30 protein-coding genes are annotated in these 22,034 nt (G+C 35.5%); 20 read left to right on the plus strand and 10 right to left on the minus strand.

Annotation, left to right across the window (positions count from 1 at the left end; translation table 11 throughout):
* Positions 1 to 18 precede the first annotated feature (18 nt).
* The gene (locus tag ACFX4E_RS05615; protein ID WP_377258892.1) at positions 19 to 681 is read left to right on the plus strand and encodes a sulfite oxidase-like oxidoreductase; all 663 of its coding nucleotides are present in this window, start codon (positions 19 to 21) and stop codon (positions 679 to 681) included.
* A 33-nt stretch (positions 682 to 714) separates the two neighbouring features.
* Here ACFX4E_RS05615 and ACFX4E_RS05620 read toward each other — a convergent pair whose 3' ends face one another.
* The gene (locus tag ACFX4E_RS05620) at positions 715 to 1,227 is read right to left on the minus strand and encodes a MogA/MoaB family molybdenum cofactor biosynthesis protein (RefSeq protein ID WP_098249034.1); all 513 of its coding nucleotides are present in this window, start codon (positions 1,225 to 1,227) and stop codon (positions 715 to 717) included.
* 12 nt (positions 1,228 to 1,239) lie between these two features.
* Complete coding sequence (moaC, locus tag ACFX4E_RS05625) at positions 1,240 to 1,728, minus strand: cyclic pyranopterin monophosphate synthase MoaC (RefSeq protein ID WP_377237796.1); 489 nt, start codon at positions 1,726 to 1,728, stop codon at positions 1,240 to 1,242.
* A 114-nt stretch (positions 1,729 to 1,842) separates the two neighbouring features.
* Between moaC and ACFX4E_RS05630 the strand changes: the two genes are divergently transcribed.
* Complete coding sequence (locus ACFX4E_RS05630) at positions 1,843 to 3,108, plus strand: molybdopterin molybdotransferase MoeA (RefSeq protein WP_098791984.1); 1,266 nt, start codon at positions 1,843 to 1,845, stop codon at positions 3,106 to 3,108.
* Between the two features lie 944 nt (positions 3,109 to 4,052).
* On the opposite strand, the gene ACFX4E_RS05635 is transcribed toward ACFX4E_RS05630, so the two are convergent.
* Positions 4,053 to 4,430, minus strand: coding sequence for a winged helix-turn-helix transcriptional regulator (locus ACFX4E_RS05635; protein ID WP_060747240.1), 378 nt, complete (start codon positions 4,428 to 4,430; stop codon positions 4,053 to 4,055).
* A 119-nt stretch (positions 4,431 to 4,549) separates the two neighbouring features.
* Here ACFX4E_RS05635 and ACFX4E_RS05640 point away from each other — a divergent pair, with 119 nt between their 5' ends.
* Complete coding sequence (locus ACFX4E_RS05640) at positions 4,550 to 5,122, plus strand: NAD(P)H-dependent oxidoreductase (RefSeq protein ID WP_098334106.1); 573 nt, start codon at positions 4,550 to 4,552, stop codon at positions 5,120 to 5,122.
* Between the two features lie 486 nt (positions 5,123 to 5,608).
* A complete protein-coding gene (locus ACFX4E_RS05645; RefSeq protein WP_051421118.1) occupies positions 5,609 to 5,872 on the plus strand; it encodes a DUF3973 domain-containing protein in 264 nt (87 codons plus the stop codon).
* A 47-nt stretch (positions 5,873 to 5,919) separates the two neighbouring features.
* On the opposite strand, the gene ACFX4E_RS05650 is transcribed toward ACFX4E_RS05645, so the two are convergent.
* Entirely contained in the window at positions 5,920 to 6,561 is a 642-nt protein-coding gene (locus ACFX4E_RS05650; protein ID WP_264388212.1) for a DUF1232 domain-containing protein, read from the minus strand.
* A gap of 62 nt (positions 6,562 to 6,623) precedes the next feature.
* Between ACFX4E_RS05650 and ACFX4E_RS05655 the strand changes: the two genes are divergently transcribed.
* Positions 6,624 to 7,262: a manganese efflux pump gene (locus ACFX4E_RS05655; protein ID WP_377258942.1), complete on the plus strand. Its 639-nt coding sequence runs from the start codon at positions 6,624 to 6,626 to the stop codon at positions 7,260 to 7,262.
* A 376-nt stretch (positions 7,263 to 7,638) separates the two neighbouring features.
* Positions 7,639 to 8,208 carry an MEDS domain-containing protein gene (locus tag ACFX4E_RS05660; RefSeq protein ID WP_377258897.1) on the plus strand — a complete coding sequence of 190 codons (570 nt, stop codon included), beginning with the start codon at positions 7,639 to 7,641 and terminating at the stop codon, positions 8,206 to 8,208.
* A 122-nt stretch (positions 8,209 to 8,330) separates the two neighbouring features.
* On the opposite strand, the gene ACFX4E_RS05665 is transcribed toward ACFX4E_RS05660, so the two are convergent.
* Positions 8,331 to 8,783 (minus strand): DUF4288 domain-containing protein, encoded by a 453-nt coding sequence (locus tag ACFX4E_RS05665; RefSeq protein WP_377237791.1) that lies wholly within the window; start codon positions 8,781 to 8,783, stop codon positions 8,331 to 8,333.
* A 168-nt stretch (positions 8,784 to 8,951) separates the two neighbouring features.
* Between ACFX4E_RS05665 and ACFX4E_RS05670 the strand changes: the two genes are divergently transcribed.
* From ACFX4E_RS05670 to ACFX4E_RS05695, 6 genes are all read left to right on the plus strand, one after another.
* On the plus strand, positions 8,952 to 9,449 hold the full coding sequence (locus ACFX4E_RS05670; protein WP_377237790.1) for an ankyrin repeat domain-containing protein: 498 nt from the start codon (positions 8,952 to 8,954) through the stop codon (positions 9,447 to 9,449).
* Between the two features lie 101 nt (positions 9,450 to 9,550).
* Positions 9,551 to 10,045: a DUF3267 domain-containing protein gene (locus ACFX4E_RS05675; RefSeq protein WP_377258945.1), complete on the plus strand. Its 495-nt coding sequence runs from the start codon at positions 9,551 to 9,553 to the stop codon at positions 10,043 to 10,045.
* Positions 10,046 to 10,676: 631 nt separating this feature from the next.
* Positions 10,677 to 10,862 carry a hypothetical protein gene (locus ACFX4E_RS05680; RefSeq protein WP_377237789.1) on the plus strand — a complete coding sequence of 62 codons (186 nt, stop codon included), beginning with the start codon at positions 10,677 to 10,679 and terminating at the stop codon, positions 10,860 to 10,862.
* An 81-nt stretch (positions 10,863 to 10,943) separates the two neighbouring features.
* Positions 10,944 to 11,225, plus strand: a complete 282-nt coding sequence (locus ACFX4E_RS05685) for a hypothetical protein (protein WP_025749994.1) — start codon at positions 10,944 to 10,946, stop codon at positions 11,223 to 11,225.
* Between the two features lie 283 nt (positions 11,226 to 11,508).
* The gene (locus tag ACFX4E_RS05690; protein ID WP_377237788.1) at positions 11,509 to 11,964 is read left to right on the plus strand and encodes a hypothetical protein; all 456 of its coding nucleotides are present in this window, start codon (positions 11,509 to 11,511) and stop codon (positions 11,962 to 11,964) included.
* A gap of 607 nt (positions 11,965 to 12,571) precedes the next feature.
* On the plus strand, positions 12,572 to 13,090 hold the full coding sequence (locus ACFX4E_RS05695; protein WP_336128570.1) for a YfiT family bacillithiol transferase: 519 nt from the start codon (positions 12,572 to 12,574) through the stop codon (positions 13,088 to 13,090).
* 208 nt (positions 13,091 to 13,298) lie between these two features.
* Here the strand turns inward: ACFX4E_RS05695 and ACFX4E_RS05700 are convergent, their stop codons facing one another.
* The 5 genes from ACFX4E_RS05700 to ACFX4E_RS05720 form a co-directional block, all read right to left on the minus strand.
* Positions 13,299 to 13,769: a hypothetical protein gene (locus tag ACFX4E_RS05700; RefSeq protein ID WP_028409834.1), complete on the minus strand. Its 471-nt coding sequence runs from the start codon at positions 13,767 to 13,769 to the stop codon at positions 13,299 to 13,301.
* Positions 13,770 to 13,773: 4 nt separating this feature from the next.
* On the minus strand, positions 13,774 to 14,562 hold the full coding sequence (locus ACFX4E_RS05705; RefSeq protein WP_263033854.1) for a hypothetical protein: 789 nt from the start codon (positions 14,560 to 14,562) through the stop codon (positions 13,774 to 13,776).
* Between the two features lie 243 nt (positions 14,563 to 14,805).
* The gene (locus ACFX4E_RS05710) at positions 14,806 to 15,297 is read right to left on the minus strand and encodes a CBO0543 family protein (RefSeq protein WP_102812878.1); all 492 of its coding nucleotides are present in this window, start codon (positions 15,295 to 15,297) and stop codon (positions 14,806 to 14,808) included.
* A gap of 374 nt (positions 15,298 to 15,671) precedes the next feature.
* The gene (locus tag ACFX4E_RS05715) at positions 15,672 to 16,184 is read right to left on the minus strand and encodes a DUF3231 family protein (RefSeq protein WP_013058453.1); all 513 of its coding nucleotides are present in this window, start codon (positions 16,182 to 16,184) and stop codon (positions 15,672 to 15,674) included.
* A 331-nt stretch (positions 16,185 to 16,515) separates the two neighbouring features.
* Positions 16,516 to 16,725 (minus strand): alpha/beta-type small acid-soluble spore protein, encoded by a 210-nt coding sequence (locus ACFX4E_RS05720; RefSeq protein ID WP_013058452.1) that lies wholly within the window; start codon positions 16,723 to 16,725, stop codon positions 16,516 to 16,518.
* Between the two features lie 670 nt (positions 16,726 to 17,395).
* On the opposite strand from ACFX4E_RS05720, the gene ACFX4E_RS05725 reads away from it, so the two are divergent.
* From ACFX4E_RS05725 to ACFX4E_RS05760, 8 genes are all read left to right on the plus strand, one after another.
* The gene (locus ACFX4E_RS05725; protein ID WP_013084439.1) at positions 17,396 to 17,602 is read left to right on the plus strand and encodes a hypothetical protein; all 207 of its coding nucleotides are present in this window, start codon (positions 17,396 to 17,398) and stop codon (positions 17,600 to 17,602) included.
* Positions 17,603 to 17,735: 133 nt separating this feature from the next.
* Positions 17,736 to 17,918: a hypothetical protein gene (locus ACFX4E_RS05730; RefSeq protein ID WP_028409838.1), complete on the plus strand. Its 183-nt coding sequence runs from the start codon at positions 17,736 to 17,738 to the stop codon at positions 17,916 to 17,918.
* A 220-nt stretch (positions 17,919 to 18,138) separates the two neighbouring features.
* A complete protein-coding gene (locus ACFX4E_RS05735; protein ID WP_263033855.1) occupies positions 18,139 to 18,882 on the plus strand; it encodes an HAD family hydrolase in 744 nt (247 codons plus the stop codon).
* 130 nt (positions 18,883 to 19,012) lie between these two features.
* Positions 19,013 to 19,201: a hypothetical protein gene (locus tag ACFX4E_RS05740; RefSeq protein WP_028409840.1), complete on the plus strand. Its 189-nt coding sequence runs from the start codon at positions 19,013 to 19,015 to the stop codon at positions 19,199 to 19,201.
* Between the two features lie 187 nt (positions 19,202 to 19,388).
* The gene (locus ACFX4E_RS05745) at positions 19,389 to 19,727 is read left to right on the plus strand and encodes a CotD family spore coat protein (RefSeq protein ID WP_377237787.1); all 339 of its coding nucleotides are present in this window, start codon (positions 19,389 to 19,391) and stop codon (positions 19,725 to 19,727) included.
* 201 nt (positions 19,728 to 19,928) lie between these two features.
* Positions 19,929 to 20,036, plus strand: a complete 108-nt coding sequence (locus tag ACFX4E_RS05750; RefSeq protein WP_016766356.1) for a YjcZ family sporulation protein — start codon at positions 19,929 to 19,931, stop codon at positions 20,034 to 20,036.
* Between the two features lie 287 nt (positions 20,037 to 20,323).
* Positions 20,324 to 20,476 (plus strand): YjcZ family sporulation protein, encoded by a 153-nt coding sequence (locus tag ACFX4E_RS05755; RefSeq protein WP_013058439.1) that lies wholly within the window; start codon positions 20,324 to 20,326, stop codon positions 20,474 to 20,476.
* A gap of 191 nt (positions 20,477 to 20,667) precedes the next feature.
* Positions 20,668 to 21,081 (plus strand): helix-turn-helix domain-containing protein, encoded by a 414-nt coding sequence (locus tag ACFX4E_RS05760; RefSeq protein WP_098334117.1) that lies wholly within the window; start codon positions 20,668 to 20,670, stop codon positions 21,079 to 21,081.
* Positions 21,082 to 22,034: the final 953 nt, after the last annotated feature.

Raw genomic sequence — 22,034 nt, forward strand, 5'->3', positions numbered from 1 at the left:
AATAAAGAGGTGGTACCTATGAACAAAGCAGACCGTATTAAACGAATGAAAACACCAGAAATTGATCCAAAGTATGAAGGACGAGTGCCTCCGGGGCAAGTAGTGACAGAGCGCTTTCCGATTTTACATGAAGGCGACGTGCCGGAGTATAACTTAGAGGTGTGGACGCTTCGAGTGTTTGGATTAGTAAACAAGGAAGTAACGCTTTCGTATCAAGATATATTGGACATGCCGCAAACGACGGTGAAATGTGATATTCACTGTGTAACGAGATGGACAAGGCTTGATAATGAATTTACGGGCGTGCTGTTTACAGACTTTTTAAAAGCAGTTGGCGTGGAGTTGAAAAGTAAATACATCATGCTGCACGGAGATAATGACTATACGTCAAATATTGAAGTGAAAGATTTACTGAGAGACGATATTCTTCTCGCTCATTCCTTTAACGGAGAGCCGCTTACAGCTAAGCACGGATATCCGCTGCGATTGGTTGTTCCGCATTTGTACTTTTGGAAAAGTGTTAAATGGCTTCGAGGCTTTGAAGCTATTGATGAAAATCATCCTGGCTTTTGGGAGCAAAACGGCTTTCATCTTAGAGGAGATCCGTTTAAAGAAGAGCGTTTTTCCGGAGAAGATTTAGGAATTCCAGAAGATGAGTGGGTACATAAAGACTATGATTAATAAAAATGCCTATGCGCGAGCATAGGCATTTTGTCAGCGCTGGCGGTTTAATTCCCATACAACGTGGCGAAGTTCAGGTAAAATCAGCTTGGTCATCGCTAGACGAACAGCACCGCTTGATCCTGGTGTAGAAAAAACGGCTTTTTCGTTAATCGTCCCGGCAATTGCCCGGCTCATAATCGCTGCGCTGCCAATGTCTTCGGTGTAGCTCAGCATGCGAAACAGCTCGCCGAATCCAACGATTTCTTTATGAATCAGCGCTTGAACGGCTTCAATCGTAACGTCTCGTTTTGTAATGCCGGTCCCGCCGTTTGTGAGAACAACGTCAATGTCCTCATCACTGCATCCGGCAAGTATCGCTTGTTGAATCGACGTTTGGTCGTCTTTTACAATTTCGTAGGAAGCGACCTGCACGTCGTGTTCTTTTAGAAGTTGGATCATTAGCGCGCCGCTTTTATCGGTTTCTTTTGTACGTGTATCGGATACCGTAATGATTTTGCAGCGAACGGGCTGAGTTGCTTTGGATTTATGTTCATGTACGCTCATTATGTACCTCCTTTACGCTTTCGTACGCTTGTAGTCACCGTTTTTGCCGCCTGATTTTTCAAGCAGATACGTTTCGCCGATAATCATGCCTTTATCAATGGCTTTGCACATATCATAAACGGTTAGAGCGCAGGCAGAAGCGGCAGTTAAAGCTTCCATTTCAACGCCCGTGGAGCCTTCGGTTTTAACAGTTGCTTCTATTACTAAACGGTACTGATCATTGCTTGTATCCCAGTCAAATGAAAGGTTTACGCCTTTTAATAAAAGAGGGTGACACATCGGAATAATGTCAGACGTGCGTTTTGCTGCCATGATTCCCGCTACTTGTGCGACAGCAAGAACGTCGCCTTTTCCGATCTTATGTTCTACAATGGCTTCGTGAATTTCTTTGTTAACAAGTATGCTTGAACGAGCGGTTGCAACGCGGCGAGTGATAGATTTTTCGCTAATATCGACCATGTTGGCACGGCCTTGGTCATTAAAATGTGTAAAAGAAGACATCGGTGTTTTCATCCTTTTTCAGTAAATTTTGTTGTATGATAGAAATAGTGAGATATGCTATGATTTTACACCATAGCGTAAAAAGTGAACAGACATAAAGGAAGTGAAGAATGTATGTTAGAAAGCAGAACACCTATTTCAATTCCTGAAGCAATTGAAAAAGTTATGACATATAAAAGAAAAGGCAGCATCGAACGCGTATCGATCACCGAAAGCTACGGGCGCTATTTAGGAGAAGATATTATCGCCGATCAAAACGTTCCTCATTTTAATAAATCGCTTTATGACGGCTTTGCGGTTCGAGCACAAGACTGTGTAGAAGTATCGAGTGAACGTCCTGTGGAGTTCGAAGTTGTAGGTGAAATCGGTGCAGGCTCTGTATTTGAAGAAGAAGTAAAGCCGTTTCAAGCGGTGCGTATTATGACAGGAGCGCAGGTCCCTCATTCGTGTGATGCGGTTGTGATGCTTGAAGTCACAACTTCGTATGAAAAAGACGGGAAAACATATATGGCGTTAAGCAGGCGGGCTTCAAAGTGGGAACACATTGCGTTAAAAGGAGAAGAAACAAAAAAAGGAGACGTGCTTGTTTCCAAAGGGACGCGAATCAATCCGGGCGTCACGGCTTTTTTAGCTACGTTTGGCTATGCGGACGTCGCTGTCGTGAAGCAGCCGGTTGTTGGGGTTTTAACAACGGGCAGCGAGCTGCTTGATGTGAACGAGCCGTTAGAGCCAGGAAAAATCCGCAACAGTAACTCCTATATGGCACTCGCACAAATCGTAAGAAGCGGGGGAGTTCCAAAATATTTAGGGAAACTTGAAGATGATTTTGACCGTTGCTATGAAGCGGTAGAAAAAGCGCTTGAAGAAGTGGACATTCTACTAACGACCGGCGGCGTATCCGTTGGCGACTATGATTATTTGCCGGCTATTTATGAAAAGCTTGGTGCGAACGTGCTGTTTAACAAAATTGCGATGAGACCCGGAAGCGTCACAACAGTTGCAGAACGAAACGGGCAGTTGCTGTTTGGACTATCAGGAAATCCATCTGCTTGCTATGTCGGGTTTGAACTGTTTGTTCGTCCGATTGTTCGCAGCTTTTTGTATTCACCAGCGCCTCATTTACATAAAACAAAAGCGGTATTAAACGGCCGCTTCAAAGAACCTAATGCTTTTACGCGAATGGTGCGAGGAGAGATTTCAGACGAAGGCGGAAAGCTTGTCGTGACGCCTGTTGGCATGGACAAGTCAGGGGCTATTTCATCATTAGCTGCAGCAAACGCGCTGATTGTTCTTCCAGGAGGAGAGCATGGATATGACAAAGGAACAGAAGTGAACGTACTGCATCTTGAAAACGAAGGCACGAGTTCGCTTTGGGTATAAATAGCATTCTGCTTATTGCTTGTCCTTTTTTTCAATAAGAACTTGAAGCAGCCTCGGCATTGGCAAGCGAGGCTGCTTTTTTGTAAGAGTTCATTTATACGTATCGCAGCATAAATGACTACTAGATTTTAACATGTTTTTAAATGTAAATACTACTTTTGATGTGCTTTAACGGGTGTATAAAAGGTTTGCTTTTTATGCGAGAGTTCTTCATTTCTATCGAAATGAAATATTGTTAAATCAGGGGTGTATAAAAAAGCCCATAAAACGAATAACACCCTACCGAAAACCTCTTGTGCGCCAAGGGTTCTTTTTTTGATGTGTACTGGAAAGAGTGTTTATGTAAACCAGGAATGAATTATACATTTTTCTCCTTAATTGAAATTGGATGTGTTAACATAAAAATAGATATTATTAGGAGGATTTAAATTTGAAGTTTAGACAACTCAGTTTAGTCATCGTATTTAGTTGTATATTGATTCTTCTTGCTAGCTGTAGTGAAGAAGATAAGACTTTACGCTTTGAAGGGGAAAGTGAGAATTAGAAGTCTCAGTATTTTTTAACTCAAGATAAAGATAGGGAAAATGGTGAAGGAAGCATTATTTATAAAGGACCCAATAAAGATAATATTGGAGAAGTTACATATAAAATTGAAGGTAGTTATGGCAGTATCGATGTAACTTCAACACCAGTGGATGGCAAAATGGGTATCAATGATGCTTGTGAAGGGTGTGCAAAACAAGATAGTTCTGATCCCTTTCATGTAACTATCAAATGGGACGGTAAAACAGAAGAATTTGATTTAAAAGCAAAATAAAAGGTGGTGAAAGAGAAACTTCTTTCACCACCTTTTATTTTTACTACCTAGAATGGTAATTACGGTAACTACTCGTGTATAGGCCATATCTAAAATACACTAATTTATTAATTAATATATTCGATGTTTAAATTTCTTCTTTTTCTACTGTTCTCGCACTAATAATTCTGTTCTTATGTGTTTCTCCCCAGTCTTTCATAAGTAAAATGATTGGTTCGAGAGATCTTCCAAATTCGGTTAGGGAGTACTCTACTTTTGGAGGAATTTCTTTATAGATCTCACGGTGAACAATCCCGTCCTTTTCTAATTCTCTTAATTGCAAGGTCAGCATCCGCTGGGTAATAGCAGGATACAGTTTTCGGAATTCATTAAAACGTTTCTTTCCATCGATAAGGTGATAAAGTATAATCCCTTTCCATTTTCCCCCTATTACGTCTAATGTGGTTTCGACCGGGCACCCGACTTTAGTGGGGGGGTAATCAAATCCCATTTTTTGGTTTCTCATCCATTTTCACTCCCTGTAGTATACAGTTTTATACTATGTTTAATTAATGTGCGTACTTCCTCTAATTTATTACAAAATATACAATATAATCATACCAAAAATAACAAGGAGGTCTAGATATGAAAACATTAGTGCTTATTGCACATCCAAATATTGAATCTTCCCGAGTAAATAAAAAGTGGAAGGAATCAGTTTTGAATGAAACGGATCTAACAGTTCATGACCTTTATGAAACATATTGTGATCAGCCTATTAATGTGGAATTTGAACAACAGCTGCTTCTTGCCCATGATCGTATTGTTTTTCAGTTTCCACTGTACTGGTATAGCAGTCCGCCACTTTTAAAACAGTGGTTTGATGAAGTGTTTACCTTTGGCTGGGCTCATGGTCCTGGCGGAACGAAGCTGATAGGAAAGGAGTGGGTATTGGCTATTTCTATCGGTTCACCTGAACATTCTTATCAAGCAGGCGGGTATAATTTATTTTCGGTAAGTGAATTAACAAAGCCGTTCCAAGCATCTGCTAGTTTAGTGGGGATGAGTTATCTTCCTCCTTTTGTCGAGTATCGTGCAAATAAAATCAATGACTATGATATCATTCAAAGTTCAATTCGCTATGTAAAGCATATTACAAATACAGAATTAAATTCGAAAATTCGCCTTCGTAACTATTTAAAACAGCTAGCTGAATAATGTGTGAGGAACTGACTTTATAGAATATTTAATTTTATGGGAAATGAGATGTTAGATTATTTACTATTTAGAAGTATTGAATATCTTGAGGATGAAGCGTATAAAGATATGTAAAAAAAGTTGAAGATAAAATTAATCATCACTTTTTTTAACGCAGAAAAAGCTCCCTATTTCCGTAGGGAGCTTTTCTGCTAGGAGAATTATTCTCACATAGTCGATACGTTGCGGTATCTTGAGTAGTTTAAGCAAAAAGTGGAATATTATTCGTTCTTTAACTAACAGCTTTTAGTTTTGATTTAGAGTTCAAGCTCCATAAGCTAAATAGTACGGTTATTAACCCAAGTATGATGCTAGATTGAGGTGTGTTGAATATCCTTCAACGCCTGTTGAGATTTTTTCAACTTTTAATATAGGAACAAGCACTTCTGTTGATGAGTTCTCATAAGATGTTTCAAAATCAAATATAAGAAAGAGAGTGGAAAACGAATGTACTATTGCGTTACTTGCTGCAGATTGCAAAATGAAAATGTTATTAAGAGTACGCTGTTTGAAAATGGATTTTATATAGATCCATTTTTAGGAGAGAAAATTCCTTTAGGTATGTGTGCACATAGGTGTAACCATGAGCTATGCAAAAAAGAAAAAGTGATTAAAAAGATTGCGCCAAAGGAAGTATTTAAATTAAAGAAAGCAATAGAATATTTACCTGCTCATCGTCATGATCAAGAAAAAGTTCCATTTTCACAATAAATAGAGAGCGGTATGCCACGTTCATTTCACTTAATAGAAAGCCGTTGTTATTCCGCAAGTTGATTCATTACCAGTTGTACAGCTATTGCATCGTCTAAATAGCCGATTGGAAAGACATAGTCTGGGATAATATCGGTAGGCAAAATAAAATACAGTAGCGCACTTCCCAATATCGAGCGCTTGGCAGCTGATGTTTTTTCATCACAATATTCAAGATACATTTGCTTTAATTGATCAATAAAGGTTCCGACGCTGCCGACTTGCTCTATTTTGGTTTGAAAGTTATTACAAATCATGCTGTGTCCTTCGTCTGTTTGTGCATATTGCTTATATTTTGTTAGCTCTTGTTCGACACGTTCAATCGTAAAGTTTGTATCTACTATATTAAAAGATTTAAGTATTTCTTGAATTTTATCAATGGAGTAATGAATGCCTGTTTCTAATTCATTTTCTGTATTGTTTGAAGCAGCTCCAGCAGGATCAATTAATGCTTCAAGAGGAGTATTTAAATAGTGCGCAAATTGTTTTAAATGATGTAGATTTGCTTGCTGTTTTCCATTTATAATCCGTGAGATAGTTGCCGTATCAATCCCCGTAAGTGAGCTAAGTTTCCGCATAGATAAAGCATTTTCCTTTAATAAAGACCTTAATAACAAACCAAGGCTTTGATCATTTTGGATGTTAGACATAGCGGTTCACCTCTTTCTATTTTTCAACGCGCAGTAATCATTTTATTGAAGGTTTATCAACAATATATGCAACAAGGAAGCAAATCTCCTCAACATTATCAACAAAAGGAGAATACAAAATGGAATGGTTATTCATATTAGGTTTTGCACCATCGTCGAGTATAGATAACTTCGGTGTAGGAATATCATACGGAGTTCGAAAGGTAAGGATAAAATGGCTTTCTAATTTACTGATAGCGGCTATTTGTTTCCTCTTTAGCATGGTGGGGATTACGTTTGGCAGGTGGATTTCAACCATCTTGCCAGGGGTGTTCCATGTTATTGTAGCCGTCGTATTATTAACGCTAATTGGGATTCGCATTATTTTATTAGTTGGATCTCAAAGAAATAACGGAAGTGATGAATTAGATAGTAGTGGTCAAGAAAACGTACGATATATTGGATGGATCGAAAGCAGTGTCCTAGGTGTTGCACTTTCAGCAAATGCACTCACAAACGGTCTGGGAGCAGGCTTACTGGGTTTATCGCCTTTAGCTATTTCGCTTACATCAGCCTTTGGCAGTTTTATAACAGTATGGCTAGGAGTAATGGTGGGGAAAAAAGCCGCAAATGTGCAAATCGGGAAATTTACATTGAGTCAATTTGGAACGTTAATAAGCGGGATTACAATTTTAATTGTAGCTTTTACTCAAATATTTTAAAAGAAAAGGCGCCACTTACTAAAGCAAGTGGTGTTTTTTCTCTGTATTTTGTAGCAACTAGTTTTAAATAGGTTATACAAAGTAAAAAATAAATGGCTAATACTCCTATCAATGCTGCATGAGAATTTATTTTAATGAAAGGATAAGTAAACTTAAGTCTGTCATTATTTTTTATTAGGTTTTAATCATATTCAAAAAGGGTATAGTATCCTTTAGTCAAGGCCTTAGAATAACTGTCTCACCTCAAAATAAAGGCTAGAACATCCAGCTTTGACAGACAAGAGCGCGAAGCGTAAAATCGTTCTAATAGATAGACAGTTTACTAGTTTAAGCATTTTAAAAATTAGGTTGATCTTATATAAGGGAGCGTACACACTTGAAGAATCAGTTTGCTCAATTGATAGAGAATAATAAAAGCGTTCATATTTACTATAATATTGACGATATGAGAAGTTACGTAGACAATCTTGTGTCTTATATTGTTTCGGGGGTTGAACAGGAGAGACATACGTTAGTGATAGAAAGTGAAAGACTAATTCCGCTGATTTTCAAAAGATTAGAGGGGATTTTAACTAAAGACCAATTAACATATATACATACCATTAATAATTTTGATTATTACTGTTCAAGTGGAAGTTTTCAGCCTGCCATAATTTTTGAACATCTTTCTAAACATTTAGATCCTTTCTATAAAAACAATACATCTTTTCAAATATGGGCTCATGTAGAATGGGGACAGCAAGAAGGAATCATACCTATTTTAGAAGAGTTTGAAAATGAAGCAGACACCTTAGTAACGGAAGGCGGATTATATTTAGTATGCGCGTATGATGAAGAGAGAGTACCAGAAGCTCTGAAACTCGCTTTAATGAAATGCCATCCATACTTAATTTTAGAAAACAAAATTAGGTCATCTGATTTATATATAATGACAGGTGCAGTGTAATTAATAGTGTGCTTGAGCTTTTATTCTTGAAAAACAAAGGTAAATAGAGAACAAATAAAGAGCCTTATTTAAGGCTCTTTGTTTGTTGTTTCCACAGAGTATGGATACCATATACCGAATCTTCAATTAAAATCTCTATCCCTTAAAATGAAGTTTTTCCGTATCTGCTCTGTTTCATTTTCCATAACTTCTGGATAGTGCCTAGATAAGACATTAGCTAAACTTTCTTCTTTAGATATATGCAAAAAACGTGAATATACTTCCGTACCGCTTGGTAGCTCATCTTCTTCACACAAGAGAAAGGCATCTAAACTCTCAATCAATTGGAAGTTCACAGTCTGGTCATAAACGTTGATATAGCTATCTTCATATTCTTTTGCTTTCTTTTCTGCAATTTCATAGGCTTGGTCAAATGATCGGGCTTTAATTAATAAAATACTTTCTTCAAATATCTGATGTTCTTCATAATTTTCGTCAATCTTTTCTATATTAGGTTTATCCACTATTAAGTACTTATAAAGAACCTTTACGCCATACCACTGGAAGTCTAACTCTTCGCTATTAGTTGTTTTCATATCAACTCTCCATTCTTAACTAAAGGAACTATAATAATTAATTTTATCATCGTATTCTTTATTGGATTTCTTACTTATATACCTAAGTTTGTATGTCGTGTTCATCCACTAACCTATGATAAAATGGAAATATAATCAAGGTATTTCTATATATTAGGGGGATGTAAAATGGAGTATATTGATCAAATAACAAATGCGGCGGTGAATGGAGAAAGTGAAGAGATAAAAGCGTTATTAAATAAAGAGCCATCTTTACTTAACGCTTTTAATTCAGATGGGTGGACGCCTTTACATTTAGCTTGTTATTTTGGGCAAGTGGATAGCGCTAAGTTATTGTTGTCGCTAGGGGCGGATATTCATATTAAGGCTAAAAATTCGAATGAAAACATGCCTCTTCATGCAGCAGTAGCAAATAAGCAAATTCAAGCTGCAGACTTGTTGCTTACAAAAGGCGCAGATGTAAATGCAAAACAAAGCGGTGGATGGACGAGCCTTCATGAAGCCTCGTTGCTAGGAGATGAAAATATGATTAAACTTCTCATCGAAAAAGGTGCAGATATTGAGATACAAAAAGGTGATGGGAAAACACCTTTAGAGGTTGCAGTAGAGAAAAAACAAGAGAGCGCAGTTCATTTGCTTACTCAGTATTTAAATAATAAAGCTTAATATAGAGTAGGAAATTCTATTTTAAATAAATTAGCGGAAGTTTACATGAAGGAGAGGGAACGCCTATCATCATTTGGTTTCGCCACTTGCCACAAATAAGCATGAACTTTTCTGAATGGACGCCTTTTATCCAGAATACGTGGTATCGAAAATACTATATGAAGTTTGTATATTTACTTCAGATTATTATTCTATTGATACCTTATTTCTTTGAAGCAGACTTTACTCACATCAATCTATTTTATCTCATCATAATAGGTATCGTTGTCTTTGTTATTCACGAATGGCTACACGTTTTAGTCGTATATAAAAAAGGTGACATGAGCTTGACATTTAGCGGGATATTTTTCTGGCTCAATACAAATGCAACTCTATCTAAAACGAGATATTGGATCTTTATGAGCTTGCCTTTTCTTGTATTATCGGTAGTTCCAGCTATTACGTCGTTCTATGTATCAGGAAACATCAAATCAATCTTATTATTTGTATGCTGGATAAATGCGTTCATTTCTGGCTCGGATATCTATAATTCATTTTTAATTGCGATTAAACCGAAGAACTCGTTTTTTTGCAGAGGTTATTATCAAGTGAAGTAGTAGGACAGGGGTCTAGTTGTATTAATACCTAAAAAGGAGCACTTATAGTAATTAGGTGCTCTTTTTGTGCTGATAATCGGTTTTATACTAGTTCATTTCGCATAACATATCTCTGTTAAAACAGTACCCTGAAGGTATGTTAAAATGTAATTATAAGGAAGAAGAGGTGAATATAGTTATGTTGACTGCAGTAGCTGTAACTGTTTCTATTTTGGCGTTAGCTTGGGTTACTGGACAAAGAGAACAACGCCAGTAACTTTATATATTATTTATATATAGAATTGAGATGGTTATATAAATGAGCAAAAGAAATGTTTTAGTCAAATTGATGTTCTTTTTGGGATCATTTTCTATTATAATTTTTGGGTTTGTTTTAAAACAAGGATTAACAGGACTACTTTTATCGGCTGCTTGTATTATATCCGCAGGGTTTTTAATGAAAACTTGAGTTACAAAAAGAAGGGGAAATTAACGCAGCTTAGCTTTTGCTTCTTTCTCCTTCTTATAAAGTACTACGGTGACTACATTTAAATATTGTACACAGTGTAAAAATGGAAATAACTATTTAATAAGTGAAAAAAACATAATTATGTTAATATATAACTATATTTGTTTTTTGGTGGTGAAATAGATGGATAATCGAAGCTTGGGATTAGTTCTAGTCGGTACAGGAACAGTCTTTTTGATTTTGACTTTAACATTACATATTACGGGATTACTATATGGTGTTATTTTAGGTAGCAGCATCGTATTAAATGTTTCAGGTGCAGGTATACTTATGAAGTCTATAGCTGATAAAAAGCTGGCTAATCTGTAGAGGCCTTATAAAGTAAGGTCTTTTTTTTTATGAATTTTATGATGGGATTTATTTTATGAGTATGTTTGGAGGTATCCTACTTTGGAAATGAACTTTTTTTGGTTAGCGTTAGGATTAGCTGCCCTTGGTTATTTTATAGGCGATGGTTTAAAGAATTTCAGCAAACCTCAAAGAAAATCAAAATATCCTTATTTGATTAAAGAAAAAGATCTACACTATCACTTTCACTTAAGCAAAGGTGAAATTGAAGAACTGTTAACTAAATATCCCGGAGCTCCAAAGATAGAGCTGAAAGGGACTACCTATTATCCGTATCATCAATTCGTTGACTGGCTGTCGTCTAATGAAATTTATAAGGTGTAAAGGAGAGGAAGCATTTAGTCTTTAAAGGCTAGATGCTTCTTTTTTGAAGGTTGGATTCTAATGCCATCGTCACTAAAAATAAACGCTATATCACTAAAAAAATAATTTAACCTTATTAAGATTCACCATTAAAAAGTGCAAAAGTAGAACCGTTTGGAAATATAAAAATTCATGCATGTCATCCTTAGCTGGTTTATCTTTGCTTGAAATTATTGCAGCATTACATAAACCTTCAATTTTAGGTAATAATATTTCCGAAACTATAGTTTGAGGAGAAAATTACATGCGTAAGTATAAAAGAAAATTGATCATTTCTTTAAGTGTACTAATTTTCCCATGGTTAACCGCGCCTTTTATAGGAACAAAATCATTTGTCCGCTTTTTGCCTGTAGCTACTTTCGCTAACCTATTCATCATTGTGTTTACCGTCATTGCCAATCAGAAAAAATGGTTTAGAAACAACAATCCTTTATTTCCTAAAGCTCCGATAGATTTCACTTATATTTTAGGTCCGCACTTAATAGGAACGCTTTGGATATTTAAGCTAACGTACGGCTCTTTTCTAAAATACATACTTGCCAATACGGTGTTAGACTGGTTTAATATTTTTCCTTTTGGCGGTGCCTTGAAAAAAGCGGGTATATTTAAAATGAAAAGGATGTCGCCAAGCATGTACTGGGGAATGACTACGGTTTTAGCCGTTGTTTTATATGGATATCAGTACATCGTGGAAAAGTGATTAGGCAAACAAATGATTCTCAATCAAGATTACAAACGCTTAAAGCAAATATCCAAAAAAGACCTTCCAATAGCTGAAGGTCTTCTTTTATTTCTGTGGGGATTATGACGTATTTATTTAACTCTTTTTATTTTCCATAATAAGTTTGCAAGGAAGGCACTAAAAAAGCCAATAGAAATTAAACAAAAACCAATTTGATACAAGATGAAATTCCAGCTGTCTCCAAAAGAAAAAAGTGTGATTCTCCCTGATTCTATAATATCAACACTAATAAATAAGGAAACGGTAATAAAATATATTAAAAAGAACTTACTGTAGAAATAGCTTTTATAATCACTGCTCAATTTGCTCACCTCAACTTAATTTTACGGCAAGTTTATCTATATGTTTATTGTTTTAATTAAAAGGGGCCTAATTCAGGAAAATAATTATCATGAATTATAGCAAAGGCAGATCTTTGTACTGCGGAGAAGGTACATGATGGTAACTGAAAGTACATACCATATTTATAAATTATAATTTTTCACCTATATTTAATTCCGAATATTTAAATTTATTTAAAATTGCTATAATAGATAGTAATAAAAATAGAAAGAGAGGCAGAAATATGTTTAATCAATATCCTATTGGGAAATTTACGGTGAAAGAAAATATTCAGAAAGAAGATATTCAAGGGTGGATTCATGACATTGGAGATGCCCCAAAGCAATTAGCTGATGCTGTAGAAGGACTGACAAAAGAACAATTAGCCACGCCTTACCGAGAAGGCGGTTGGACATTAAGTCAAGTTGTCCATCATTTAGCTGACTCACATATGAATGCTTATACTCGTTTTAAACTAGGCTTAACAGAGCAAGCGCCTACTATTAAGGCTTATGATGAAGTGGCTTGGTCAACTCTGCCTGATAATGATTTACCGATAGAAGTTTCTCTTCAACTTTTTTCAGCTTTACATAAGCGGCTTCATAAAGTGTTGAACTCACTTGATGAAATAGATCTAAAGAAAACGATCCACCACCCTGAAAACGGGGAAGTGACGATTGAGCAATTAATAGCTACTTACGCTTGGCATGGAAAGCATCATATTGCTCATATTACGACATTAAGAAATCAAAGAGGTTGGTAGAATGGCATTTAATTAACATATGTTAGAACCAAAAAAGCTCTTTTTAAAAGCTTTTTTGGTTCTAATAAATGACATTATATTAACTAAAGAGTATACAGCTTAAAAACAGAAAAACTCCCTCAATGCGTTAAGGAAGTTATCTCTAATCCTGAATAGTAATTTATTCATCCTGTATCTGGTCATTATATTGTACGATGATGACTTATTTTTATAAGCCATCAGATCGGACTTTTGAAACACCTAAGGCAAGGTTTTTCCACAAAGTTTGTTCAACAACTCCGGCGTCCACCGTACGACAATCAACAATGAGTATGACTTCAGAATGTTTGCCGCGTAAAAGCCGTTGGTTTTTCCTGATTACTTTAAACATAAATAGTTTAATTCCTAGCCCTAAGATAAATCCGATAAAAGCACTAATTATTCCCCAGTAGATGGGGCCCCAGCTTAGTTTAAACCCAATGCTTGCACCAATGACTGAAAAGGCTGTGGCTAGAGCCATTCCTAGATCAATAAGAGAAACTCCATCTGCTCGATGAAGGCTATCAAAAAGCCGGCGATCTTCCGTTCGATTATTAAGGGGGACAATAAATATATCTTCTTTCTTTATCCCTTTTTTTTCTAGCTCTGAAACAGCTAATTCTATGTAACTGGAGTATTCAAATGTAGAAAAGACCTGCATGTTTTCACTCCACCTTTTTTCTTCTCCCAATACAAAAGCTTGGATGTTGATACGTTTTCTCAAAGAAGTTTTTCTGCACTTTTTCAGCAAGTTTATTATTCTCAACCGTATTTATATAGGAATCGAAGGTAGCAAAACCATATAGGGAAGGGAAAAATAACAGCCATTCTTTATTTAAAACGGAAGTAGCCTGTTTTATTTCTCCTAAAAATAGAAGAGAAATTCCTTCAAGCAGGTGAGAATAATAAAAGAAAATGACTGCCCAAATGATAACAAAGAAAGCACCAATGATGCGATGAATATAGAGTTGTCCTAGACCTGGCATCACCAAGGACCAGAAAACGGACAGGATGGGATTCCGTTTATCTAAATAGTTTATTTCCATGGCTCCTATACTGAAGGTGTTGAACCGATGGTTTTCTCGTTCAGCTAACACGTATATTTTATTTAAATCAACGGTTGTTCGGTAACTATCCCATATAGCAAAAATATAAACGGGAATATAAATAAGAAGCCACCTTGTATTAAGCACGTCTTTGGCCATATCAATGTTTCCTTGAAAAGAATAAATCATAGCTAAATTCACATGAGATTTAAGGTTTATGACGACTTCCCATACAAATAACACAAAGCCGCGAAGGTATTTAGACAGTAGTAGGTGCCCAAACCCTGGAAAAGCTGCTGACCACCAAGCGATAATATAGGGGTTTCTTAAATGGATTTGAGTCGTTCCAAATATACTGACATGAGCAATATAGCGTCTTGCAGTATTGTCATTTTTATAATTATTCATTTACGATCTCCTATGGATTCGAAAAAATATACTTTTTATACCTATCATCCATATTTAATATGGTCTTGTTCATTTATTTTATACAGTTCATTGATATACAACTAATCTTTATCGAAATGAAGAGTTCTTTGACGAGAAAAAGCTCTTTATTTTTCCATAAAGAGGTGGTTAGATGCTTCACGGCTTCTTGACTCATTTGTTCAAGATATAGAAATATCTTCAACTTAGTTTTTATTTCATGAATCAAGAACTTTTTTCTACTTTTTCATCTAATGCTCTTATAGCCCCGATCATTAACCTGTTTAATACTGATTTGACTGTAAGACTAAGTAAAGTATGATACCATTTCCAAGGTCTTCTCCATCTAATTAAATTTGTCTTTTTTTCTGCCCAGAGTTCAATTAAAAACATTGGAAAGATGAATAAAATAATTTTATATATGATAACTAAGGGTTTATCGTTTTTTGTTAGTTTGTTGATGATAACGGAGACAGTTGGATATAGCAAAAAGTCAAATAGAACATGTATCTTAAACTCTTTTCGAAAATAGCGTACAGGATATTTAATGAGCTTATGAGTAATAACAAATCTGTCAACTATGCCGTTGGTATACCCATTAAGTAGAAAAGTCAATATTGAGTCTTTCACAGGAGGCTTTCTTAATAAAAAAGGCAAACCCGATAGAGTTAAAATAAAGATAACCCTCAAAAAACGCTTTTCAAATTTATTATTCAATTGGTTTTATCTCCTTAACTATACTGGAAGTATCTTTTTGTACATTGTTAGTAGTTTCTCTTAAAAGATTATTGTGTATTCCAGAATTAATTTGGTACTGCTTATAAACGTAGATTATGTTCGCGATCTTTTTCTATTCTCTACAGTATCAAAATGGAAAAAACTACTGCTTCTGTGCAGTAGTTTTCCTAGTCGTTGAAATATAGATGTTATTATATTGATAATGCTCTACTGCATCTTGAGTAGTTTGCTCTCATTAGTGCTCTTTATTCGAGAAAGAATTACTAATGTGGAATGAATCAGCAGTTCTTTCTTATAGCGTGCTGTGGGGTTGACTTAATGTGAAATCTTCACGTTTTATACGAATTTTACGATTAACAATCCGTGTTTTTTGACTTGTGAAGAGGTGGTGGAACTAACCAGCCTTTTTCTTTGTTAAGTCGCAAAAACTTTCCACCAAGAGCTACTTTTTGCATGTGAATTTGACCAAACATTGCTGCAATATCTTCGCGAATAGATTGGCCAATCAGTTGACTGCAAGCAACTAGACCAGCAGCTATATCCAGTGAAATAGCCGCAGCAACTTCGGGGTCTTGAACACGTGCACCTACTGGAATATCATCTAAACAAGCTTCTGGACGTTCAGGCGGAGTTGGAGGTAAAGCCACTCCATTTTCTTTTAATAGCTTTTCTACACCTTTCATTTCCTGCTGACATTGTTCAATCGTTTCTTGTACCAACTTATGTAGATCCTTGTCTCCTACATGATTTAGAAACGTTTGATAACCAGCTACTAATCCTTTTGAAGCAGAAAGAAACGACCATGTTCCAAAGACTTCACCGTAATGCATCGGTTCATCTGTAGGATTTCCACTTAAAATACCCATTGTTAGCCTCCTTAACATATTCATAGCAATGTGCCACCTTTCTTACTATGCACACACTTAACGTCTCCATATCATGTTTGATTATTCTTCTAGATATAAAAAAGGAATTTTATCAGTGAATACAATCTACTATTTTACACATACTATTCAAGATGCCTATAAGGGCATCAGTCACAATACCCTTGTTATAAAGAGAGCTGCCTTCTTTGGCAGTTTTTTGTTTTGTCGTGCTTTATGTGGTTTTCTGCTTGTGATGTTCAATAGAAAATGTCCATAATAAAAGGAAGAGTGGATAACCACTCTTCCTTCAGCCATCAATTATAAAGTTGTCTTAGAAGCGTCCGCCGCCAAGTTGTTGCTCAGCTAATTGCACAAGACGTTTTGTGATTTCGCCACCTACTGATCCGTTTGCACGTGCAGTTGTATCAGCACCAAGGTTTACACCAAACTCGCTAGCGATTTCATATTTCATTTGATCGATTGCTTGTTCAGCACCGTATACTAATAATTCATTGTTGTTGCTGCTTTTGTTGTTTGCCATGTTGTGTCACCTCCTTGTTTTTCTTAAGTTTCCTAGAGGCCAAGAGGTATATGCGTGGTAAATGATGGATGTTTATTTTGTTTTCAGGATGACATACTAGTTTTTAGAAACAATCGACACTGTAAAAAGTGGAATTAGATGTTTCATTTCCTTGTGACTAAAAATTAAACGCTTGCCATGTGTAGGAGAAAGAATGACATTTCGTTTGTCATTCTTTTTTCATGTTCATGTGTATACCATTTAAATGACAAATGACTAACATCTTTTGGTGATCCATGAGATGTCCTCCTCGTCATGTAAAAGGATAAAGTGATCAAGCTTATTTATTTTCTCTTCCTTCTTGCTGATTCTGTCCTTTTTCAATTCCAGTGTTTGACTGAAATCCGACTCGATAAGTTCCTGATTTTTGTTGCTTTACTGACTCTGGCATTTGATACTGCTTTAAATCATCCTGAAACTATCTTGTGTTTGGATTTCTTTCCACTTATATTCCTTCTCAGTAAAGTGAGTTTTGACGTTTTAGTTTCCCCAGTTCGTAAAACAATTAAGCATGTTGTACATGTCTCTTAGCAACCCGTATCTAATTAATTCTCGGGAAATAAAAATATAACTTAACCTTCCACTTATTTTATCTTCAAATTTTCAAACAATAGGGCTAGGAGGTGTTTTTATGCCAAAGAAAGACTTTACAGGCGTTGATAATTCAGGAATTGCAGAAAGAGTTGATTATAACAACTATAAAAATAAAGATAGCAATAATGATCCTACGCTTAACCGTATTGTCGAAGAAGATGGGCGTGCTCTCGACCCGAGGGAAACCTTAGAAAATTTCTTTACTGACCTTGAAGGTGAAGAGCCACAAGAAATTACAACTTAATAAAAAAAGTAGAAAATGACGGATCTTTTTTAGCGAAAAGACCTATGAAACGCAGATATTTTCATTAAAGAACCTGCTGTAAACGAGTTAACAGGATTTGAAAAAATGAGGGCTATTAATAGAGGTGAAGTTAATGTCGCACACAGAAACTGAACGAAAAACGTATATGTATGATCCTTTCACTATACAAGGTCTTGAAATGAATATACCTAAAGAAGGCGAAGGCAGCCAACCGCTAATAAATCGTTCAGGACTGAGTACCTCTACGTTCAAAACAAACATGAATAGAAAACATTTTGAACGTTATATGTATTAGCAGGAATATCCTGCAGCTTTTTATCTTATAAAAAGATCCTTCTATTTTATACGCTAGAAGGGTCTTTCCACTAAATATTCTCATTTCAGTATAGTAATCAATTGCTTGTGCCTAACGTATTGGGAAATTCACCTTCGTGTTAGGTTTGGATAGATAATAAAAGTGGTTAGTGTTTTTTTATATATTGTCTGTACATCCATTGTAGAAAGGATTTAACGAAATGCAGAAGCAAACCTTACTTTTTAATTTAGACGATACGCTTGTTCACTGTAATAAATATTTTAGAGACACCATAAATGCTTTTGTGGCTCAATTGCAGGAGTGGTTTGAGAATCTGACTAAGGAAGAAATAAAACAAAAGCAGTTAGAGATAGATTTAAAAAGTATTGAAAAGTATGGCCTTCATTCTTCCCGTTTTCCAGAATCATTAGTAGCTACTTATTTATTTTTTAGTGAACAAAATCATCAAGATATCCATGAAGATAGAGTCGAACGAGTGAAAAAAATTGGTCAAAGTGTATTTGAAGTACCGATAGAGCCTTTGCCAAATATGTATGAAGTATTAGATAAGCTAAAAGAACAAGGACATAATCTCTACTTACATACAGGTGGAGACGAGGAAAATCAAGGTAGAAAAATTGTTCAGCTAGAGCTAGCTAAATACTTTGAAAAAAGAGTGTTCATTTCTGAACAGAAAGATACATCTGCATTAAAAGAGATACTAAACCAAATTAAGTACGATCCAAAAAAGACTTGGATGATTGGCAATTCATTAAAAACCGATATAAGACCGGCAGTAGAAGCTGGAATACATGCGATTCACGTGCCTTCTGAACTGGAGTGGAGCTACAACGAAGTTAAAATTGATATTGCGCCAAAAGGTAAATTGATAACCGTTAATTCGTTGCTGGAAGTTCCAGAAATCATCCAAAAGCATGCTCAAGAAACGGTTGTGTCCACCTAATATTAGGTCATATGTAAACACAATATACAGAAACAGCCAACCGTTGATTAAACCTTACCCAACAGTAGCCAGATAAAGTTCTTATGTTTTTTCTAATCAACTCACATACTATACAGAGGAGGTGACTGATATGGCGGATCAATCCAAAGAATCAGAAAAAATGATATGTGAAGATCATAATTCTCCAGTTGATGAAAGAAGCTACGATTTATACAAAGCGACGCGTAATTCACTTTTACGTAATGAATTAGATGATAAAAACAAAACCATTTTAAATAATATTGATAACGCAGCGATGGATGTTAATCTTGAGGAATAATGGACATTAAAAAACCTTCTATTTCTTAGTCTCATAGCTATGTTACTAAGGATACATGTTTCTTTTTCTCTTGGTAAAGAAGACCCTAAATCATTAGGGTCTTTTTTAGGTATTTGTCCAAACATTCTATGGTTGTTTCACATACAGTAATAGGAGTCTACTAACAGAAAGGAGAAGATTTTTTAATATGAGAAACAACTATCCTTATCAGCACTCTAATTACGGTGGTTATCAAGGGGCTATGTATCCTCAGCAAAGTAATTGCGGTTATCCTCAAGCTAAACCATGTGGTCAATTGCCTCCTCAAACCATGCCTGCTCAGTATGACCCAGTTAAACAAAACACATCTTTTACTGGTCAAAATGTGTTTATACCAGTGGTGCATCCTAGTCATACCACAAATGTTTATCAAAAAAATTATAAATATATGCACTCATTCCCGCATACAGAATCCGTTGTATGTCAGGAAACGCATCAACATTTTTGTGCTCCAAGCTGTCCTCCTAGACCTCGTCCTTGGTGCTGATAGCCAAAAAAGCCCCTTCATTTTAGCAATGAAGGGTTTTTACTATGTGAAATTTAGGATGTTATTTAGCTATTGTTAAACAAAGTAGCCTATTTTTGACAAAAATCCAATCGATATGAGCTATGTCTACATATAATACCTTAACCCATGTATATTTAAAGTTTTTTCCTTTAGTTAAATACCACGAAAAGAGGTGTTTGTATGTCTAGTTATGGTGGAGCTGGTTCTGGTTTTGCTTTATTAGTTGTCTTGTTTATTCTTCTTGTCATTATTGGATGCAGCTGTTACGGCCGCGGATTTGGCTATTAATAACAATAAAAAAGTCTTTCTCTAATGTGAGAAAGACTTTTTTATTCTAGGTTGTGCGGGGGTGCTTTTATATGCAATAGAACTGATCGGGCGGAATTCAAGCAATCTATTGCAGAGGGAGTCAAACTCATATATGGGATCTGAGGATGCTTCATTGTATGTAAAAGAAACTAAAAGGTTATTATTTTTTTATTTATAGTGATATAAAACGTAGTCTATCCACTTCGTGGAGCAAATTTCGTTTTTCATCATATGCTAAATGTATGAACGAGAAGGAGGTGAAGTTTATGTTCTTTGGCGGTTATGGCGGAGGTTGTGGCTATGGTTATGGCGGCGGCTGCGGTTACGGCGGTGGCAGTGGTTTTGCTTTAATTATCGTGCTGTTTATCTTATTAATCATTATTGGCTGTGCTTGTTGGGGAGGATTTGGCGGTTGCTAATTATTAGCCTGCCTTTCTCTCTAACTTAAAAAAGTTAGCTTTATGCTAGCTTTTTTTATTTGTTAAATGAGGACATGTATAGTGATTAGTACTAATACCTGCTGTGTTAACCAATGGTTTACAGCTTGTTACTAAGCGTTTATGGAATTTTTTACATATTTATTGTAAGCTAAGCCTTAGAGGTGATGAAGGTGAATTTAGGGGAACAGCTGCAGAAGTTAAGAGAAGAGAAAAAGATGTCCAGGGAAGAATTAGCTGGGGAAATGAATGTATCTAGACAAGCTGTATACAAGTGGGAGAACAACAAAGGGTATCCGGATATTGAAAACCTTATTAAGTTAAGTGAGTTATATGATGTGACGTTGGATGAATTAATTAAAGGGGATCAGAAGTTTCAAAAGAAAATTGCAATAGATGAAGAGGAAGAGGAGCCATCTACTCCAGGGTTTGTCATAGGGATTATCATTGTATTTATAGGAATATTTTTTGACTGGGGTAAATTTTCATTCTGTGTTTCGATACTAGGGTTTGCAATTATGCTTTTTTATAACGAATTAAAACAAACGTTTTGGAATATAAAAAAGGATTTTAAGGAAGAAAGGTAAGTGGACAGGCTTTAAGGAACCTTAAAGCCTGTTTTTGTACTTGTAGTCATAAAAACATTAACATTGGTTATTATTTTCTTTTAGAGGGTTTATTAAAAATGTTAGTAGTAAGGAAATGAGCGGTTTTCCACAAAATTTCGTAGTCTAATTCACAGTTTCGTCTGTAAACGAATGGTTTACGGGCGAGTACCATACGTTTTCGACTCTATGATTTTTTTGTATGATTTAGGTGTTTATGTTAAGTTATGGGTATCCTCTAATTGTTTTAGAAAGGAGTATTGGATGTTAGTTAAAGCACTAATTACAGCAATCATTGGAGGCATTCTGTTTCCATTGTTCTTCAAGCTATTTACCCGAAAATCCTTAGATAAAAAGACTACTAGTCCTGTCAGTCAAGGATTTTTCTTCGCGGTTATCTTCTTTATAATCCTTATGGTTACAAAAACCTTCAGTTAAAGTTATATTACAGATAATCTCTGTTCTATTATGGATTGCTCCAGAAGGAAATTAAGTGAATTAAAGGAACTCAAACCCAAGGAATACGTATATTCTTTGGGTTTTTTATAAGATTTCAAGAGTAAAGTCTCCTTTTACTTAGAAATATTAAAGCGATGATAATGAGTATGTACGCATAGTGTCACGAGATTCAAAGGTCTTTAAATATTTAAAAAATAATTTGTGCAAACGATTGCATTAAATTATTAGTTTAGTATATAATGTTCAAATAAAAGTATTCTAATGTTTTTAATAATTAGATTTTATGAAAATTTTAAGAAGGTATAAGCGATAGTCAGCAGCTTACGGATGAGCAGATAGTGAAAATTCTTACATACTCAAACAGCATTTTTAGACCAGGACTATTATGCCGTATTCCTGAGGTAAACTAGCAAAATAGAAAACAGCCAGCCAAAGACACTAGCATTTACAGTATTCATCGTTGTTTTGAAAACGTT

Origin of the sequence: Priestia sp. YIM B13491, from assembly GCF_042787605.1 — a bacterium.
GTDB lineage: Bacteria > Bacillota > Bacilli > Bacillales > Bacillaceae_H > Priestia > Priestia megaterium_E.

Excerpts from the sequence above, each read along its gene's own strand:
- ACFX4E_RS05615 (WP_377258892.1), top strand. The coding sequence starts at position 19 with ATGAACAAAGCAGACCGTATTAAACGAATGAAAACACCAGAAATTGAT.
- ACFX4E_RS05620 (WP_098249034.1), bottom strand. The coding sequence starts at position 1,227 with ATGAGCGTACATGAACATAAATCCAAAGCAACTCAGCCCGTTCGCTGC.
- moaC (WP_377237796.1), bottom strand. The coding sequence starts at position 1,728 with ATGTCTTCTTTTACACATTTTAATGACCAAGGCCGTGCCAACATGGTC.
- ACFX4E_RS05630 (WP_098791984.1), top strand. The coding sequence starts at position 1,843 with ATGTTAGAAAGCAGAACACCTATTTCAATTCCTGAAGCAATTGAAAAA.
- ACFX4E_RS05635 (WP_060747240.1), bottom strand. The coding sequence starts at position 4,430 with ATGAGAAACCAAAAAATGGGATTTGATTACCCCCCCACTAAAGTCGGG.
- ACFX4E_RS05640 (WP_098334106.1), top strand. The coding sequence starts at position 4,550 with ATGAAAACATTAGTGCTTATTGCACATCCAAATATTGAATCTTCCCGA.
- ACFX4E_RS05645 (WP_051421118.1), top strand. The coding sequence starts at position 5,609 with ATGTACTATTGCGTTACTTGCTGCAGATTGCAAAATGAAAATGTTATT.
- ACFX4E_RS05650 (WP_264388212.1), bottom strand. The coding sequence starts at position 6,561 with ATGTCTAACATCCAAAATGATCAAAGCCTTGGTTTGTTATTAAGGTCT.
- ACFX4E_RS05665 (WP_377237791.1), bottom strand. The coding sequence starts at position 8,783 with ATGAAAACAACTAATAGCGAAGAGTTAGACTTCCAGTGGTATGGCGTA.
- ACFX4E_RS05670 (WP_377237790.1), top strand. The coding sequence starts at position 8,952 with ATGGAGTATATTGATCAAATAACAAATGCGGCGGTGAATGGAGAAAGT.
- ACFX4E_RS05675 (WP_377258945.1), top strand. The coding sequence starts at position 9,551 with ATGAACTTTTCTGAATGGACGCCTTTTATCCAGAATACGTGGTATCGA.
- ACFX4E_RS05680 (WP_377237789.1), top strand. The coding sequence starts at position 10,677 with ATGGATAATCGAAGCTTGGGATTAGTTCTAGTCGGTACAGGAACAGTC.
- ACFX4E_RS05690 (WP_377237788.1), top strand. The coding sequence starts at position 11,509 with ATGCGTAAGTATAAAAGAAAATTGATCATTTCTTTAAGTGTACTAATT.
- ACFX4E_RS05695 (WP_336128570.1), top strand. The coding sequence starts at position 12,572 with ATGTTTAATCAATATCCTATTGGGAAATTTACGGTGAAAGAAAATATT.
- ACFX4E_RS05700 (WP_028409834.1), bottom strand. The coding sequence starts at position 13,769 with ATGCAGGTCTTTTCTACATTTGAATACTCCAGTTACATAGAATTAGCT.
- ACFX4E_RS05705 (WP_263033854.1), bottom strand. The coding sequence starts at position 14,562 with ATGAATAATTATAAAAATGACAATACTGCAAGACGCTATATTGCTCAT.
- ACFX4E_RS05715 (WP_013058453.1), bottom strand. The coding sequence starts at position 16,184 with ATGGGTATTTTAAGTGGAAATCCTACAGATGAACCGATGCATTACGGT.
- ACFX4E_RS05720 (WP_013058452.1), bottom strand. The coding sequence starts at position 16,725 with ATGGCAAACAACAAAAGCAGCAACAACAATGAATTATTAGTATACGGT.
- ACFX4E_RS05725 (WP_013084439.1), top strand. The coding sequence starts at position 17,396 with ATGCCAAAGAAAGACTTTACAGGCGTTGATAATTCAGGAATTGCAGAA.
- ACFX4E_RS05730 (WP_028409838.1), top strand. The coding sequence starts at position 17,736 with ATGTCGCACACAGAAACTGAACGAAAAACGTATATGTATGATCCTTTC.
- ACFX4E_RS05735 (WP_263033855.1), top strand. The coding sequence starts at position 18,139 with ATGCAGAAGCAAACCTTACTTTTTAATTTAGACGATACGCTTGTTCAC.
- ACFX4E_RS05740 (WP_028409840.1), top strand. The coding sequence starts at position 19,013 with ATGGCGGATCAATCCAAAGAATCAGAAAAAATGATATGTGAAGATCAT.
- ACFX4E_RS05745 (WP_377237787.1), top strand. The coding sequence starts at position 19,389 with ATGAGAAACAACTATCCTTATCAGCACTCTAATTACGGTGGTTATCAA.
- ACFX4E_RS05750 (WP_016766356.1), top strand. The coding sequence starts at position 19,929 with ATGTCTAGTTATGGTGGAGCTGGTTCTGGTTTTGCTTTATTAGTTGTC.
- ACFX4E_RS05755 (WP_013058439.1), top strand. The coding sequence starts at position 20,324 with ATGTTCTTTGGCGGTTATGGCGGAGGTTGTGGCTATGGTTATGGCGGC.